Source organism: Wolbachia endosymbiont (group A) of Cydia strobilella (assembly GCF_964026745.1).
GTDB lineage: Bacteria > Pseudomonadota > Alphaproteobacteria > Rickettsiales > Anaplasmataceae > Wolbachia > Wolbachia pipientis.
The window spans coordinates 333,236-348,143 of sequence record NZ_OZ034694.1; the positions used below are offsets into that span (position 1 = coordinate 333,236).

Annotated in this window: 17 protein-coding genes and 2 tRNA genes; 12 read left to right on the top strand and 7 right to left on the bottom strand. The window is 35.4% G+C overall.

The window, feature by feature from the left end:
* Positions 1-31 precede the first annotated feature (31 nt).
* Positions 32-1,204 carry a 2-oxoglutarate dehydrogenase complex dihydrolipoyllysine-residue succinyltransferase gene (gene odhB, locus AAGD76_RS01605; RefSeq protein ID WP_010962667.1) on the bottom strand — a complete coding sequence of 391 codons (1,173 nt, stop codon included), beginning with the start codon at positions 1,202-1,204 and terminating at the stop codon, positions 32-34.
* A gap of 953 nt (positions 1,205-2,157) precedes the next feature.
* On the opposite strand from odhB, the gene hemC reads away from it, so the two are divergent.
* From hemC to AAGD76_RS01620, 3 genes are all read left to right on the top strand, one after another.
* Complete coding sequence (hemC, locus tag AAGD76_RS01610) at positions 2,158-3,036, top strand: hydroxymethylbilane synthase (RefSeq protein ID WP_341820553.1); 879 nt, start codon at positions 2,158-2,160, stop codon at positions 3,034-3,036.
* The gene (murB, locus tag AAGD76_RS01615; protein ID WP_209472776.1) at positions 3,027-3,914 is read left to right on the top strand and encodes a UDP-N-acetylmuramate dehydrogenase; all 888 of its coding nucleotides are present in this window, start codon (positions 3,027-3,029) and stop codon (positions 3,912-3,914) included. Before hemC ends, murB begins: the two co-directional genes overlap by 10 nt.
* A gap of 96 nt (positions 3,915-4,010) precedes the next feature.
* Positions 4,011-4,202, top strand: coding sequence for a hypothetical protein (locus AAGD76_RS01620; protein WP_070356842.1), 192 nt, complete (start codon positions 4,011-4,013; stop codon positions 4,200-4,202).
* A 114-nt stretch (positions 4,203-4,316) separates the two neighbouring features.
* On the opposite strand, the gene AAGD76_RS01625 is transcribed toward AAGD76_RS01620, so the two are convergent.
* The 4 genes from AAGD76_RS01625 to AAGD76_RS01640 all read right to left on the bottom strand — a co-directional run bounded on the left by AAGD76_RS01625 (position 4,317) and on the right by AAGD76_RS01640 (position 8,039).
* The gene (locus AAGD76_RS01625) at positions 4,317-5,237 is read right to left on the bottom strand and encodes an Rpn family recombination-promoting nuclease/putative transposase (protein WP_213862864.1); all 921 of its coding nucleotides are present in this window, start codon (positions 5,235-5,237) and stop codon (positions 4,317-4,319) included.
* A gap of 315 nt (positions 5,238-5,552) precedes the next feature.
* Positions 5,553-7,373, bottom strand: coding sequence for a glutamine--fructose-6-phosphate transaminase (isomerizing) (glmS, locus tag AAGD76_RS01630; RefSeq protein ID WP_341820554.1), 1,821 nt, complete (start codon positions 7,371-7,373; stop codon positions 5,553-5,555).
* A gap of 80 nt (positions 7,374-7,453) precedes the next feature.
* Complete coding sequence (yajC, locus tag AAGD76_RS01635) at positions 7,454-7,825, bottom strand: preprotein translocase subunit YajC (RefSeq protein ID WP_010081840.1); 372 nt, start codon at positions 7,823-7,825, stop codon at positions 7,454-7,456.
* A gap of 137 nt (positions 7,826-7,962) precedes the next feature.
* Positions 7,963-8,039 (bottom strand) — tRNA-Asp (locus AAGD76_RS01640).
* A gap of 191 nt (positions 8,040-8,230) precedes the next feature.
* Here AAGD76_RS01640 and rpsB point away from each other — a divergent pair.
* From rpsB to AAGD76_RS01675, 7 genes are read left to right on the top strand one after another with little or no spacing between them, the layout of a single operon-like run.
* Positions 8,231-9,079, top strand: a complete 849-nt coding sequence (rpsB, locus tag AAGD76_RS01645) for a 30S ribosomal protein S2 (protein WP_010962661.1) — start codon at positions 8,231-8,233, stop codon at positions 9,077-9,079.
* Positions 9,060-9,920, top strand: a complete 861-nt coding sequence (gene tsf / locus AAGD76_RS01650; protein WP_070356839.1) for a translation elongation factor Ts — start codon at positions 9,060-9,062, stop codon at positions 9,918-9,920. The genes rpsB and tsf overlap by 20 nt, the downstream gene beginning before the upstream one ends.
* A 16-nt stretch (positions 9,921-9,936) precedes the next feature.
* Entirely contained in the window at positions 9,937-10,674 is a 738-nt protein-coding gene (gene pyrH, locus AAGD76_RS01655; protein ID WP_369800793.1) for a UMP kinase, read from the top strand.
* A gap of 7 nt (positions 10,675-10,681) precedes the next feature.
* Positions 10,682-11,239 (top strand): ribosome recycling factor, encoded by a 558-nt coding sequence (frr, locus tag AAGD76_RS01660; RefSeq protein ID WP_010962658.1) that lies wholly within the window; start codon positions 10,682-10,684, stop codon positions 11,237-11,239.
* Between the two features lie 5 nt (positions 11,240-11,244).
* Positions 11,245-11,508, top strand: coding sequence for a hypothetical protein (locus AAGD76_RS06410; protein WP_010962657.1), 264 nt, complete (start codon positions 11,245-11,247; stop codon positions 11,506-11,508).
* 6 nt (positions 11,509-11,514) lie between these two features.
* Positions 11,515-12,210, top strand: coding sequence for a polyprenyl diphosphate synthase (uppS, locus tag AAGD76_RS01670; protein WP_006279327.1), 696 nt, complete (start codon positions 11,515-11,517; stop codon positions 12,208-12,210).
* Positions 12,200-12,826: a phosphatidate cytidylyltransferase gene (locus tag AAGD76_RS01675; protein WP_010082212.1), complete on the top strand. Its 627-nt coding sequence runs from the start codon at positions 12,200-12,202 to the stop codon at positions 12,824-12,826. The genes uppS and AAGD76_RS01675 overlap by 11 nt, the downstream gene beginning before the upstream one ends.
* Positions 12,827-12,842: 16 nt before the next feature.
* Here AAGD76_RS01675 and AAGD76_RS01680 read toward each other — a convergent pair whose 3' ends face one another.
* Positions 12,843-13,034: a zinc-finger domain-containing protein gene (locus AAGD76_RS01680; protein WP_006279326.1), complete on the bottom strand. Its 192-nt coding sequence runs from the start codon at positions 13,032-13,034 to the stop codon at positions 12,843-12,845.
* Positions 13,035-13,102: 68 nt separating this feature from the next.
* Entirely contained in the window at positions 13,103-13,609 is a 507-nt protein-coding gene (gene coaD / locus AAGD76_RS01685; protein ID WP_006279325.1) for a pantetheine-phosphate adenylyltransferase, read from the bottom strand.
* A gap of 79 nt (positions 13,610-13,688) precedes the next feature.
* On the opposite strand from coaD, the gene AAGD76_RS01690 reads away from it, so the two are divergent.
* Both AAGD76_RS01690 and AAGD76_RS01695 read left to right on the top strand, forming a co-directional pair.
* Positions 13,689-13,761 (top strand) — tRNA-Phe (locus AAGD76_RS01690).
* Between the two features lie 218 nt (positions 13,762-13,979).
* Positions 13,980-14,843, top strand: a complete 864-nt coding sequence (locus AAGD76_RS01695; RefSeq protein WP_341820272.1) for a gamma-glutamyl-gamma-aminobutyrate hydrolase family protein — start codon at positions 13,980-13,982, stop codon at positions 14,841-14,843.
* Positions 14,844-14,908: the final 65 nt, after the last annotated feature.

The following is a 14,908-nucleotide window of genomic DNA, read 5'->3' on the forward strand; positions in this document are numbered from 1 at the left end:
GCAATACTAGACTAACAACAACTCATTTGAGCTACACTTCCAAAACTAATCTGTTTGGATCTTCTATGTAATTTTTTATTTTAACGAGGAAAGTTACTGCTCCTTTGCCGTCAACTATTCTGTGATCGTAAGAGAGAGCAATGTACATCATAGGTCTGATTTCTACTGCATTACCAACAGCAACTGGCCTGTTTTGTATTGAATGCATTCCAAGTATTCCAGATTGCGGAGGGTTTATTATCGGAGTGGAAAGAAGTGAACCGTATACTCCACCGTTTGAGATGGTAAATGTTGCACCTTCCATTTCTGATACTTGTAATTTACCCTCACGAGCTTTTTTGCCAAGAGCAACTAAAGTCAACTCAATTTCTGCAAATGACATCTGATCGGCACCCCGAATAACTGGTACAACAAGACCTTTATCGGTGCCAACAGCAACACCTACGTCATAGTAATGTTTATATATGATTTCATCGCCTGAGATTTCAGCGTTAATTTCAGCAATTTCTTTCAATGCTTGCACCGCTGCCTTTATAAAAAACGACATAAAACCAAGTTTTATTCCATATTTTTTTTCAAAGGCGTCCTTATATTTTGCTCTTAGATCCATGACATTCTTCATGTCAATTTCATTGAACGTGGTCAGTATTGCAGCAGTATTTTGCGATGCTTTCAAACGAGCGGCAATTACTTGCCTTATTTTGCTCATTTTTACTCGTTCCTCTCTTTGCTCTCCATTTACTACACTTTTTGGCAATTCATATTGTTTTATTGCAGGTTGTTCAGCTTTGTTCATATGGCCTATCACATCTGCTTTTGTTATTCTGCCTCCCATGCCAGTTCCTTTGACGCTTTCTGCACTGATTGCATTTTCTTCCATAATTTTACGAGCTGATGGAGCATCTTTTTTAGCAGCACTTTCGCTTTTATCTTCTTTTCTCGCTTCCTCTTTTACTTCTCCCATGGAAAGCTTCGCTAACAATTGATCAGGACTTATTACATCATCTTCTTTTATAAGAAATTCAGTTATTTGCCCTGAAGCTTCTGCAGTTAATTCGAGTGCTGTTTTGTCAGTTTCAATTTCAAAGATCAAGTCATCTACTTTTACTGCTTCTCCAATACCCTTCTTTATTTTTACTATACCTTCTGTAACTGATTCACCACCAAGAGTTTTTGGTGCTCTGATTTCTATAATTTTGCTCATAAAACAACTTCCGTATAAAACTTTCTATAGATTTATACATGAAAAGAGACATGTAATAAACTAATAAATTCATTGAGGCTCTTATCATTTAGAAGTGGACAACAACTCCCAAATGTCATTCCAGCGTGTGACACTAAGTCATAAAAATTCCTTGACAAGCCTCGCCAGCTCCCTTATCATGAAAACGAAGCTATTTATTTATCTTCTCTGTACAGATTAAATGACAAAAAAACTCAACGTATCTGGCGTCTCATGTTTAATTTTTTGCACTATGTGCACTCTATGTCTTTATCAAATTTCTAGGTTTTTACCTACACAAGCTGAAATACGCTTATAAAGCATTTAAAACATTAAAAAACGCCAACTTAAAAGATGGATAGTGAATAACTAGCTACCCTAGGGTTTCTTTTGCCTTTTTTTCTGTTTAGTAAATTTCTTAATGTTTATAATTTAGATTAGTTGCAGCTTAAAAGCAGCTGAGTCGTGGTTATTAGACGTTTAGAATAAAAAAACGCCATACTTGAAAGTATAATGTAAGTAACTAGCCAACCACGGGGCTTCTTTTGCCTTTTTTTTCGCTTGGTAAATTTTTTAATATTTATAGCTAAACGACAACCGTCATCCCGCTGCTTGTTAGCGGGATCTAGAGATACCGCGAATGAATCGCGGTATGACGGTTAAATAATTCGTCATCCCGCTACGTGTTAGCGGGATCTAGAGATACCGTGACGGTATGACGGTTCGCGGTGGTATGACGATAAGGTTTATACCTTGTCATGCAAGTACTAGAATCCAGTAAGCTTATTTATGCATATAAAAGGTTATTATTTTGTAAAGTCAAAGTTGCTTTTGGTTTTAAGTTAAAGTACAATAAATGCAAAGGTTTATATAATGAATTAAACTGGATCCAAGTAGTCAGCTACTTGAATGACATCAGACAAACAATCGTACACATGCTAGTCAAAATAGGTACCAGAGGAAGCAAGCTTGCAGTTGCCCAGGCTTTGGAAGCAAAACAAAAGTTGCTGGATTCTTTTCCTAACTTATCTATTGAAATTGTTAAAATAAAAACTTCTGGAGATAAGTATGCAAACGCAAATCTTGCTGAAATAGGAGGCAAAGGATTATTCATTAAAGAAATTGAGACTGAATTGCTCGAAAATAATATAGACATGGCAGTTCATTCGCTAAAAGATATGCCTGCGTTTTTCTCAGGGGGTTTAACAATTCCTTGTGTTTTAGAAAGGCTAAGTTCATGCGATGCGTTTATTTCTCATAAACACAATAGCCTTGAGTCTTTGCCACAGCAGGTTACTATTGCCACTTCTTCAATAAGAAGAAAAGTTCAGTTGTTAAATGTTAGACCAGATTTAAATATAGTACCGCTACGTGGAAATGTAACAACCAGATTGCAAAATCAAAGTTTTGATGGAATAATTCTAGCTGAAGCAGGACTCATAAGATTAGAAAAACATCACTTGATTACAGAGGTATTGCCACCAAAAGTTATGTTAAGTGCAGTGGGGCAGGGGGCGGTTTGTATTCAATGTAGAAGGAATGATGTAAAAATTATCGATCTTTTAGAGAAAATTAATAATAATATGTCTTTTATAGGAGTGAAATCAGAGCGCAGTTTTATGAAGACAGTGAATGGTTCATGTTTTACACCACTTGCAGCTTTGGCTGAATATGTGAGCGAAAATATGCTACACCTTCGTTGTATGTTAGCAAGTGGAAAAAATATATACTTCACTGAGCGCACTTCATTTATAGAAGATGCGGAGAAAATGGGTATGGATGCAGGATTAGAGTTGAAATCAAAATGCTTATAAGCTTACCTAAAGTACGTGGAATCTATCGTTATGATGTCTTAATGTCTAAAGCGACGTGGTTAAATGTTGGTGGACGAGCTGATGTATTATTTAAACCATGTGATATTGAAGATTTAACATACTTGATTAAAAATACTGAACTGCCAGTTAGCGTTATTGGTGCAACATCCAACATAATAGTGCGAGATAGTGGCATTCGAGGAATAACAGTAAAATTAGGTAAGGAGTTTGCATATATTAAAAGTAAGGGTAACAACTCTATTGTAGCTGGGGGAGCTGTGCTGCTCAGCAACCTTGCTCACTTTGCGGGAAATCAGCAGATTAGTGGGTTGGAGTTTCTAGTTGGAATTCCAGGAACAGTTGGTGGCGGAATAGAAATGAATGCAGGTGCATATGGTAGTGATATCGCAAGTGTTGTACAATCCATAAAAGCAGTGAATCTAGAGGATGGAAACCTATATGAGTTCTCCAACGAAGAAATGGGGTATTTTTACCGTGGACATAGCCTAAAAGGAAATTGGATTTTTGTTGAAGCTGAGTTTAAAGGAGTAAACTCAGAGTATGAGCTTATACTGCAAAGGTTAAAGGAAGTTATTGAGAGGAAAAATAAAAGCCAGCCAATAAGAGGAAAAACTGCTGGGTGCATATTCAAAAATCCAAAAAACTACCGAGCATGGGAGTTAATTGATAAATCTGGCTGCCTAGGGTTAAATATTGGTGGAGCTAGAATCTCTAAGAAACATTGTAACTTCTTGCTCAATTACGATAATGCAACTGCATCTGACTTGGAAAACCTTGGCAACAAAGTAAAAGATGCAGTAAAGGATAAATTTAATGTTGAACTTGAGTGGGAAATAAGGGTTTTGGGTAGCTATTAGATAGTTTTTATAGCTTATGTATATTCGTTCAGGAGAACGGCAAATAAGGTAAACAAGTAATCTAAAAAAATAATCATAGAGAAACCGTGAGGTAATGTGGTTAATCTTGTAGAACTTTGCAAGAATCTAGAGAGAAAAATAGCAAAGTTATACCAATTCTCATTATTAGTGAATCAAATAAGCGATATTGTAGAGTTATTTAATTGTGGAGTGAGAAAGAAAGGCAATAGTATGGCTTTTTTTCCATTGTTATCTATCCGTTTATTGTGCAGTGGGAATTGGTATTAGCTGAACGGACACTATTGTTATACTATATCTTATATACAATTGTGCAATATGGACAATGGCAACAAATTTACTAGCGAAATTCAGTGATTTATGATTGATAATTAAAGTTCTTAATTAGTAACCGTTCACACTTAATTCTTCAATCTCACTAATAGAAAGGCCAGTAAATTTGACAATAGTGTTGACATCAACATTGTTAGCCAGCATTGCTTTTGCGACTTCGATTTTTCCTTCGATTTTTCCTTCCTCTTTACCGATTTTGATGCCTCTTTCTTCGCCAATTTGGATGCCTTTTTCAGTAGCAAGGTCAAGTCTGTATTCAAGAATGGCTTCTTCTTTCCGTAGATCCATTATTCTTTCTTCATAAGCTACTAAATCTTTTTCATTCCAGCTAAACCTGTCTAATTCATCGTAGGCTAACTTTATTATTGGTGCTTTTTCTGCTATTTTCCTTAAGTCTTCTTCCGTAGTTTCATCTGCATATTTGAAGAAAAATAACCAACGATCCACTATGCTTTCTAGCTGTTCTTCCTTATTCTTAGGAAATTTAGGTAGTTCAATAAATACAAATTGAAAATCTTTTAAGTCATGCTCATTGGTTTTCTCATCTCTTATAGTGTGGCTGGATATATAATCAAGCTTATCAGGAAATAAATTACAATTAGAGATAGCAATAAAGAAAACCTTCTTTAAATCAATGTACTTACCAGATTTATCAGCTTGCCTTGAGTAAGCCTTAGCAGCATATAGTTGAGCTCGTTTTTCGAAGCCTTTATCGCGAGTGAGCTGCATTTCAATCACATACCTAGCCCCACTAGAGTCCCTGCAAAGAACATCAACTATACTTTGCTTATCAGAGGCAATTTCAGGATCCATTATAGTACTGAGGAATTCCACTTCTTGTATAGTATTTATCTCGGTAAACCCTAAAATATCATTCAAAAAATGTATGAGAATATTCTTATTTTTTTCAGTGCCAAATATTTTTTTGAAGGTTAAATCCAGCTTAGGGTCGAGAAACTTAGATAAAGCCATAGCCAAAGTGCTTAAAAATATTAATAATTATACACTATTATTAACAATTATTCAACCATATTTTTGAAGATAGCTATGCCGCCGCGAACCGTCATACCGCCGCGGTATCTCTAGATCCCGCTAACAAGCAGCGGGATGACGAATTACTTAACCGTCATACCACCGCGAACCGTCATACCGCGATTCATTCGCGGTATCTCGGCATAGATTCCGCTAACAAGTAGCGGAATGACGATTGTGTATCGTGTTTTGCTAAAAATCACAGAATGCAGTCTGGTTACCTTAATTAGAAGTTTAGCTTTAACTTTAAATGGACTACTCAACCGTGACAGACTTAGCTAAATTTCTTGGACAATCTGCATCTAACCCTTTTTTTGCTGCAGTAAAGTAAGCAAGGAATTGCATAGCAACACTGTAGATGATTGGAGAGATAAAATTATCAGTGTCTGGAAGTTGCACCACATCTGCGCAAACTCCCCTTAGGAATGGCGCTCCTTGTTTATCACTGAAGGCAATTACTTTGCCTTTTCTTGCAATAATCTCTTGTATATTAGATAGCGTTTTAAAGAATAAATCATCATAAGGGATAATTGCTATAACAAGCACAGTAGAGTCTATTAAAGCAATAGAACCATGCTTCATTTCTCCCGCTGCAATACCAGTTGTATTGATATATGAAAGCTCTTTTATTTTCAATGCGCCTTCCATTGCAACTCCGTATGAACTTCCTCTGCCGATTAAAATAACGTTATTGTGTTCTAATATACTGCCCGATATATGTTGTATTTTCATCACATTCAAAACGTGCTCAACATACTCGGGAATAGAGTTAATAGCGTTGCTTAGCTGTTTTATTCTCTCTCCACCCAGTACACCTTTTATTTTTCCAAGCTCCACGGCAAAGCATGCTAAAGTTGCAAGTTGCGCAGAAAAGGTTTTTGTTGAAGCAACACCAATTTCTGGCCCAGCAAGAGTATGTAACACAATATCTGAGATCTTTTCAATGCTGCTGCTAAATGTATTAGTTATACTAATGATTGTTTGCTTCTGTGATTTTGCATAACGCAGCGCTTCTATGGTATCTGCAGTTTCACCAGATTGAGAGATAAATAACCCAATGCTGCCTTCTTCCAGCTTGACGTTGCTATACCTAAATTCTGATGAGATTTCTAGATATACTCGAACTTGAGCGACATTTTCCAGCCAATACTTTGCTATTAGCCCAGCAAAATAAGATGACCCGCATCCAACTATAGTAATGTAACTCAGCTCAGAAAACAATTTTTTGTTAGCAAATATTACCTCTTTATATTGCTTGTAAAATTGATTTATTGTTTTGTTTAATGCACGCGGTTGCTCAAAAATCTCTTTTAACATGAAGCTAGGGTAACCATTTTTGCTAATTAGAAAATCACTTGGACTACTATTTTCTATACTGCGTTTAACTTGTGTACCATTGTTGTATATACTAACTCCACTAGATTTTATCACTGCAATGTCATCATCTTCCAAATGCGATATTCTTTCCACAAATGCACTTAAAGCATTAGAGTCAGATGCAGCAAACACTGTGTTACAGTTATAGCCTATTGCTAAAGGCAAATTTCTCTTCGCAACAAATAAGGCGTCTGGATATTCTGCAAATAATAAGACCAAGGCAAATGAGCCATATAAGTTGTTTAAACACTTAAATAGAGAATCAATTGGCGACAATCCTTCATCAAGATATAAGGTTAGCATGTTTGGTATGATCTCTGTGTCAGTGTCAGTATGGAATGACATGCCCCTTTCTTCTAGGCCCTTTTTTAGCAGATTGTAATTCTCAATTATGCCGTTATGAGCAACAACAACATTATTTGTACGAATGGGGTGAGCATTTTTAAGGCCTGGGACTCCATGTGTAGCCCAGCGAGTATGTGCTATACCAACTGTACTGTGAGACATCTTGCTGTCATCAACAACTTCACATAACCTTTCGACTTTACCTTCTGATTTTTTGACTTCTATCTTACCTTCGTTATTTATGATTGCTATACCTGAGGAATCATATCCCCTATATTCCAATTTTTGTAACCCAGTTAGTAAGGTTGGTATTACTGAATCACCGCTACTTACTACACCAAATATTCCGCACACAAATGGATCACCAAACAAACTTTTTTCTAAACATGTTAAGCATTTTTGCCTTTATTACTGGTTGATTTATATTCTTTTTATCATTCTTTCGATTTTACCTTTTTAATTGGTTTAGCTGCTACTTTTTGAGTTTCTTTGCTTAAAACCTCAGATATAGCGGACTTTAGAACTTTTATCTCAACTTTTGGTGCTATTTCTATTATAAATTGTGCATTTGCCTCATCAACTTTATTAACTTCACCTATTATTCCACCAGAAGTAATGACTGTATCACCACGTTTTATTTGATCTATCATCTTTCTATGTTCTTTTAGTTTTTTTTGTTGCGGGCGAATAATGAGAAAATAAAATACCACAAATATTAAAATCAGTGGAATAAAACTAGCAAAAGATGCGCCGATACTTGATGTATTGCTAGTTGCATCTGCTGCAAAAACTTCAGAAATGAGCATATTTAATCCTAATTGTTAATGATAAAAACAAACCTATTTAAGTATTAATTACAATACCATGCCATGTCAAGTTTGGTGAAGGCGTTTCTCAATACCGGCAATAATACTGCGAATTCTAAGTTATGCTAAAACTAATATGGCGGGAGTGATGAGACTTGAACTCACGACCTCATGCGTGACAGGCATGCGCTCTAACCAACTGAGCTACACCCCCCTAATTTCTTTTTAGCATTTTCGGGCTTCAACTTTAAAGCTAATAAACATGTTGCCCTTTGTCAATATTTTTTGTTTGCGCTTTGCTGTCTTTTCTATTACTATGTAAATAATTTAATTTCACACATGGCTTGTACAAGTAGTCCCATTAGGGTTATGCCATGGAAGATAAACTATTTGGAGGAATGATATATGACAAATTTGCCTAAAGTCACTGTGCGTGATTTAGCTGAATCTGGTGTACATTTTGGTCACAAAATTAGTCGCTGGAACGCAAAAATGGCTCCATACATATATGGAGTGCATCAAGAAAATCGTATACATATAATTGATTTGCGAAAAACACTACCATTGCTACAGGTGGCCATGAAGGCTTTATATGACGTTGCATTTCAAGGTGGTCGCATTCTATTTGTTGGTACAAAGTTTCAAGCTTTTGATATTATTGCAAGTGAAGCGATTCGTTGTGGTCAATATTATGTGAATCATCGTTGGCTTGGTGGTATGCTTACTAATTGGGGCACTGTTTCTTCTTCGATAAAAACCTTGATGCAATATGAGAAAATATTAAATGACGAGGATAGCATTTTAACAAAGAAAGAATTGGGAAACATTGAAAAGAAAAAGCAAAAGCTTGATAAGGCGCTTGGCGGTATTAGAGAAATGGGAGCAATTCCTGATATCTTATTCATCATTGATACTAATAAAGAGCATATAGCGGTTAAGGAGGCTAAGAAGTTAGGAATTCCAATAGTTGCAATACTTGATACTAATTCTGATCCAGATGGTATTACTTATCTAATACCTGGAAATGATGACTCAAGAAAATCAATAGAGCTCTATTGTAAATTAGCTACCGACTCTATATTAGCTGGAATAGAGTCTAGTCTAGCAAAATCTGGAGTTAAGATTGATGATATAAGGGGTGATGAGTTTATTCAAGAAAAAGAAGATGGTATTGTGCAAACTAAAAGGAGACGTAGTAAAGTTTACAAAGAAGAAGAAAGGGAGGTAGTAACAAATGAAGATGAATCCAGATGATATAAGAGAATTACGTGATAGAACAGGGCTTGGCTTAAGTGACTGTAAAAAAGCATTAGAAGAATGTGATGGTGACATTAAGAAAGCCGTTGATAAGTTACGTACAATAGGTCTTGCTAAAGCTGACAAAAAATCTGATAGAGTAGCTTCAGATGGGCTCGTTGCTATGTGTTTGACTGAAAATTGTGGTGTATTGATTGAACTCAATTGCGAAACCGATTTTGTCGCAAGGAATGAGAAATTTATAGAGTTAGTTTTAAATTTAGCATCAATTGCTCATCAAGAACGCTGTACTAGCGTTGATGAGTTAAAAAATGCCAAGTATGAAAGCATTGGCACAGTGCAGGAAGCTATTATGAATGGTACGTCAGTTCTTGGTGAGAAGCTAGAGTTAAGCAAGCTTTGTTACTTAGAAGCTAAGGATGGAGTTATTGCTGGCTACGTACATGGTGATGTGTGTGGCTTAGGTAAGATTGGTGCTTTAATTGCATTGCAATCATCTGGTGATAAGGCGAAGCTACAAGAGATTGGGAAACAAATAGCTATGCATGTAGTTGCTATGAAGCCTGAAGCTTTGTCTATAGATGATTTAGATCAAATGAAGTTGAACAACGAACGTTCTATAATTGAAGAGCAAGTGAGGAGCTTAAATAAACCTGAAGAAGTAGCAAAAAAAATAGTAGATGGACGAATGGCTAAGTACTATGAAGAAGTTGTTTTACTGGAGCAAAAATTTATAAAGGATGATAAGATGAAGATTTCTGATTTTATAAAATCAAGCGAGTTGAGTGCTGTTAAACTCTCTAATTACAAGTTACTTGTTTTGGGTGATGCAGATTAAATAGCAAAAAATGTTTATTTCAACAAATGAAAAAAGCGAAATAAAATATTCCAGGGTGTTATTTAAAATCTCTGGTGAGGCTTTGATGGGATCAAAGCAATTTGGTCACGATATGGAGACTATAGGTGAGTTATCTAAAGGCATAGTTGAAGTTTGTAATCTTGGAGTTCAGGTATGTATTGTTGTTGGTGGTGGTAATATCTTTCGTGGCACATCTGCGTCTTTAAGTGGTTGTGAAAGAGCAAGCAGTGATTATATTGGAATGCTTGCAACTATAATCAATGCTTTAATTTTACAAAACTTTTTAGAAAAAAATTTAGTAGCTTCTAGGGTATTATCTGCAATACCCATGGCCACTGTATGCGAACCTTACATCAGAAGGAAAGCTATTCGTCATTTAGAAAAAGGTAGAGTGGTAATTTTTGCAGCAGGCACAGGCAACCCATTTTTTACTACAGATACAGCTGCAGCCTTACGTGCTGTTGAAATGAATTGTGATGTTATTCTAAAGGGTACGCAAGTAAATGGTGTATACTCCGCTGATCCGAAAAAAAATGAGGATGCTGTAATGTATGATAGGCTTTCTTACACGGATTTATTGACTCGTGATTTAAAAGTTATGGATGCATCAGCAATTTCACTTGCTCGTGAGAATTCTATTCCAATTATAGTTTTTTCTTTGAAGGGAGAAAAAATAGTCAATATTATTAAGGGTCAAGGTACTTATACTATAGTTTCAGATTGTAAACAGTAGGTAATTTATGTTAAATGAAATAAAAGCTAAAACAAAAGAAAGAATGCTAAAAACTATTCAGTCCTTTCATGATGATATTAAAGGCGTACGCACTGGTAGAGCTAGTGCATCTTTGCTTGATGGTATAGTTGTAAACATCTATGGTGGGCATCAAAAGTTAAATCAAGTTGCAGGCGTTTCGGTTATAGATAACAAAACCCTATCAATTAAAGTTTGGGACATTAGTGTTGTAGGTGAAGTGAAAAACGCTATATTAAATGCTAACCTGAATTTAAATCCTGTTGTCGAGGGTAGCACCATACGTATAGCTCTTCCGGACTTGACACAAGAAACCCGTGAAAAATTAGTGAAATTATTGCATCAGTTTGCTGAAAATGCACGGATTGCCATTAGAAATATACGTAGAGATATTATGGAAGAAACAGAAAAAATGAAGGAAAATAAAGAAATCTCAGAAGATGATTTTCATGGTGCTAAGAAGGAAATACAAAATATTACTGATGATAATATAAAAAAGATTGATGGTGAATTGTCCATCAAAGAAAAGGATATACTGAATCACTAAATGATATGGAGAAAGCTTACATAGCAAATGATGTCATTCCAGTGTTTGACACTGGAATCCAGTCTTTACTATACAACTATCTGATGCACTTGTTTGAAATCAAATTTCCTGGATCCCAGTGTCGGAGCACTGGGATGACACCAATTTTGCATTCAAGTATCAACTATTGGTGTCACTACAGTAACTCTCTTCCTGTCATGCAAGTAGCTGACACCTTCCAGGTGTCCATTGAAATCCAAAAAATTTCACTCAAGTCAAAATTAGGTTAAATTTAAATGTTGAATCAAGAATCTTTACCGAAACATTTAGCAATTATTATGGATGGTAATGGTAGATGGGCGAACAATCAAGGAAGGGTAAAAATTGATGGTTATAAAAAGGGCAGTGAAGTTGCATACGATATTGCCAAGTATTGTACGGACTTAACTATACCCTACTTAACTTTGTATGCATTCTCTATGGAGAATTGGCTTAGACCTAAAAACGAAACTGACTGTCTATTTGATTTATTTTACTCCGTTTTAACTAATGAAGATAAAGTCAATTTCATTTACAATTGTAACATTAAGTTGAATTTTATTGGCAATTTAAGTCTGTTACCCAGTAAAATATTGGATCAAATTAAAAAAGCAGAAGAAATGACACATAAGAACGATGGTTTATTACTCACTGTGGCAGTCAGTTACGGAGCAAAGCAAGAAATTACACAAGCTATAAGCAATATTATAAAAGAAAATATTGCTTATGTATCAGAAGAGGAATTTGAAAAATTTCTGTATACTAAAGATTTGCCAAAATTGGATTTATTAATTCGCACTGGCGGCGAAAAAAGGTTAAGCAACTTTTTATTATGGCAAGCAGCTTATGCTGAATTGTATTTTTGTGATACTTTATGGCCTGATTTTTCTTGTCAAGATTTGAGTAAAGCATTAGAAGATTATACAAAAAGAGAGAAAAAATATGGTAGATAATAATTTTATAATTAGAATGTTGTCCTCAATAGTAATATTATTCATATTTTCCTTTGCTACATATTTCAGTGATTTATCGTTTTACCTATTGATTTTTTCGATAGCAGTTTTATCTTCTTTTGAATGGTATAATCTAACCCAGGGAAACAAAATTTTATACGTTTTTGCATTATTATTGATTGCACTACCAAGCGCCTCATTAATATATTTATATAATCTACCACAGGGAAAATACGCATTAGTATGGTTCGTCTTAACCATTTGGGGAATTGACGTTACTGCCTACCTGTTTGGCAAGAATTTTGGTGGAGCTAAAATTTGCCCAATTATTAGCCCTGGAAAAACTTGGGCAGGACTTCTTGGTGCGATTTTAGCTGGAGTAGTGTGCACAATTTTTGGATCAATATTTTTTGGTCTATTTTCAATTTTTTATTCTCCAATCATTGGCCTTGCAATTGCTATTCTAGCGCAACTTGGCGATTTCACTGAGTCGCTTGTTAAAAGAGCTTACGGTGTTAAAGATAGTGGAAATATGATACCTGGCCATGGGGGAGTGCTCGACCGTATGGACAGTTTCATTTTTACTGCCCCTCTTATTGCTATTTACATAAGCTAAGTCTGCAGAAGTGCCATTAGAGCTCATCCCTAGTCAGCTCCCCAACCGCTTCTACAGTGCAGTCATGGACAAACGTCTTTTCACAATAAGGGCAGGCTATTTCCTCTTCTTCTCCCATATCTAAATATATTAATGGATGGCCGGAACCCTCATCATTCTCATCACCATGACAACAAACTTTTCTATTATTAACCCTCACTTTTGACATGCTGCTCCTTTAGCTTATAACATTTTATATATTGAATATACCCATTCAGAAATAAAAAACAACAAGCACTATTCTCCATTTTTTATCCTATTCAGGTTAATCAATTCGTTTTGAACACCTTTTGATACAAATTTGCTAACATCTTCTCCTAATCTTGCTATTTCCTTTACAAAGCTTGATGAGATAAATTGAGTATCTTCAGAAGCAGGAAGAAATATGGTTTCGATTTCAGGAAGAAGTTTATAATTTACCCAGCTCATTTGAAACTCGTAATCAAAATCCGATACTGCTCTTAATCCCCTAATAATAACAGAAGCATTCTGCTCTTTGGCAAACTTCACTAGCAACCCATTAAAAGATATAACATCTGCATCAATTCCTAGCCCTTTGATTTCATTTTCAGCCATGCTTGTGCGTAGCTTTGTGTCAAAGGCAGTATGCTTATTAACGTTTTCTGCAACTCCTATTATTAATTTATCGACTAGTTTACACGCTCTTTTGATTATGTCAAGATGCCCAAAAGTTATAGGGTCAAATGTGCCAGGGTAGATTCCTATTTTGTCATTAATGTTCATCCTTTATTTTTATAAACTACTTTAAAAACTTTTGATAGACATAATAACATTTTTTATCTAAAAATAAAAGTATACAGTTGGCCTGATAGCTCAGTTGGTAGAGCAAAGGACTGAAAATCCTTGTGTCGCTGGTTCGATTCCTGCTCAGGCCACCTTCTCTTTCTTGGCAAACTTGCCTTTTTGTTATAAAATACTCTATATCGTAATATAAATATTAGGGAGGCAAGTCATAGTATATAAATATTATAATAAACTATTTAATATCTTATTAATTATAGTTCTATTATTAAGCAATATTACTTATGCTGGCGTTAGTGAAAAGCCGGCATCTCAACATGTAACCAGAAAAGAAGAACCAGCGTCAACTGTCTTGACGGCAGAAAATACAGTAAATAATGACATAGTTGTTGGTTTGTTGAAAACGGAAGAAGCACATGAGCTTGGGCTATCTCAAAATATCTACGAGATGTTTAATAACTTTGGAGTTAAAACCGTACTCATTGACTACAATAAAATAATTAACTTAAAAGAAATCCAAGAAAAGTCGCTTATCTTTGCAAAACAAGATGAAACATTGGCAAAGAAGCTAACATTAGACCGAATAAAAGTTGAAGTTGCAAAGTTTGTTAAAGAGCACAAAATAAATAGAATATTTATTCCGGATAATTTACACTCAGCACCCACTCCTTGTCGCCAGCTTGTTACTGAAGCAATTGTAAAAATAGTGGATGATAACCCTGCAATTCATTTACTTGGCATATGTGAAGGCATAATGAATGCAAAGGGAATTGAAGTAGTGAGTGTTGTGAGTGATGAAGAGAAACGAAGATCTCATTTAAAATCAGCACCTAATCCACAGAAAGAGGATGTACCTCTCCAGCAGATAAAGATCGTTCCAAATAGTCGTTTAGCAGAAGTAGTAGCCAAATTCCTAATACCTAATGAAAATGGCTGGTTTTCAACATATTTTCCAGATGCTCATTCAGGAGCAGTAAGTAATACACCAGAAAATAGAAGAAAATTGGAGTCACTTGGATATAAAGTTGCAGCATTTTCCAGTGAGGGGGTAATAGAGGCTATTGAAGATAAGCATGGTAATGTTCACTTTCAAAGTCATCCAGAAGCCCTTGTTGTGAAGTCAGATAAAAACCTCTATTTATCAAATCACAAGGAACGTCAAGTGTCTACACTAGTTGCTATAGCGATTATGAATGATTTTCTTTATCGTGCTTAATGGCTATAGCTTTAGGCTTACCGACGATTTGATAAACGATAGATTTGTCATGTATCCGTTCAGGC

Coding starts and splice junctions, on each gene's coding strand:
- yajC (WP_010081840.1), bottom strand. CDS start 7,825: ATGCTCATTTCTGAAGTTTTTGCAGCAGATGCAACTAGCAATACATCA.
- AAGD76_RS01680 (WP_006279326.1), bottom strand. CDS start 13,034: ATGTCAAAAGTGAGGGTTAATAATAGAAAAGTTTGTTGTCATGGTGAT.
- AAGD76_RS01625 (WP_213862864.1), bottom strand. CDS start 5,237: ATGGCTTTATCTAAGTTTCTCGACCCTAAGCTGGATTTAACCTTCAAA.
- AAGD76_RS01675 (WP_010082212.1), top strand. CDS start 12,200: ATGGTAGATAATAATTTTATAATTAGAATGTTGTCCTCAATAGTAATA.
- murB (WP_209472776.1), top strand. CDS start 3,027: ATGCTTATAAGCTTACCTAAAGTACGTGGAATCTATCGTTATGATGTC.
- frr (WP_010962658.1), top strand. CDS start 10,682: ATGTTAAATGAAATAAAAGCTAAAACAAAAGAAAGAATGCTAAAAACT.
- rpsB (WP_010962661.1), top strand. CDS start 8,231: ATGACAAATTTGCCTAAAGTCACTGTGCGTGATTTAGCTGAATCTGGT.
- odhB (WP_010962667.1), bottom strand. CDS start 1,204: ATGAGCAAAATTATAGAAATCAGAGCACCAAAAACTCTTGGTGGTGAA.
- AAGD76_RS06410 (WP_010962657.1), top strand. CDS start 11,245: ATGGAGAAAGCTTACATAGCAAATGATGTCATTCCAGTGTTTGACACT.
- coaD (WP_006279325.1), bottom strand. CDS start 13,609: ATGAACATTAATGACAAAATAGGAATCTACCCTGGCACATTTGACCCT.
- uppS (WP_006279327.1), top strand. CDS start 11,515: ATGTTGAATCAAGAATCTTTACCGAAACATTTAGCAATTATTATGGAT.
- hemC (WP_341820553.1), top strand. CDS start 2,158: ATGCTAGTCAAAATAGGTACCAGAGGAAGCAAGCTTGCAGTTGCCCAG.
- tsf (WP_070356839.1), top strand. CDS start 9,060: ATGAAGATGAATCCAGATGATATAAGAGAATTACGTGATAGAACAGGG.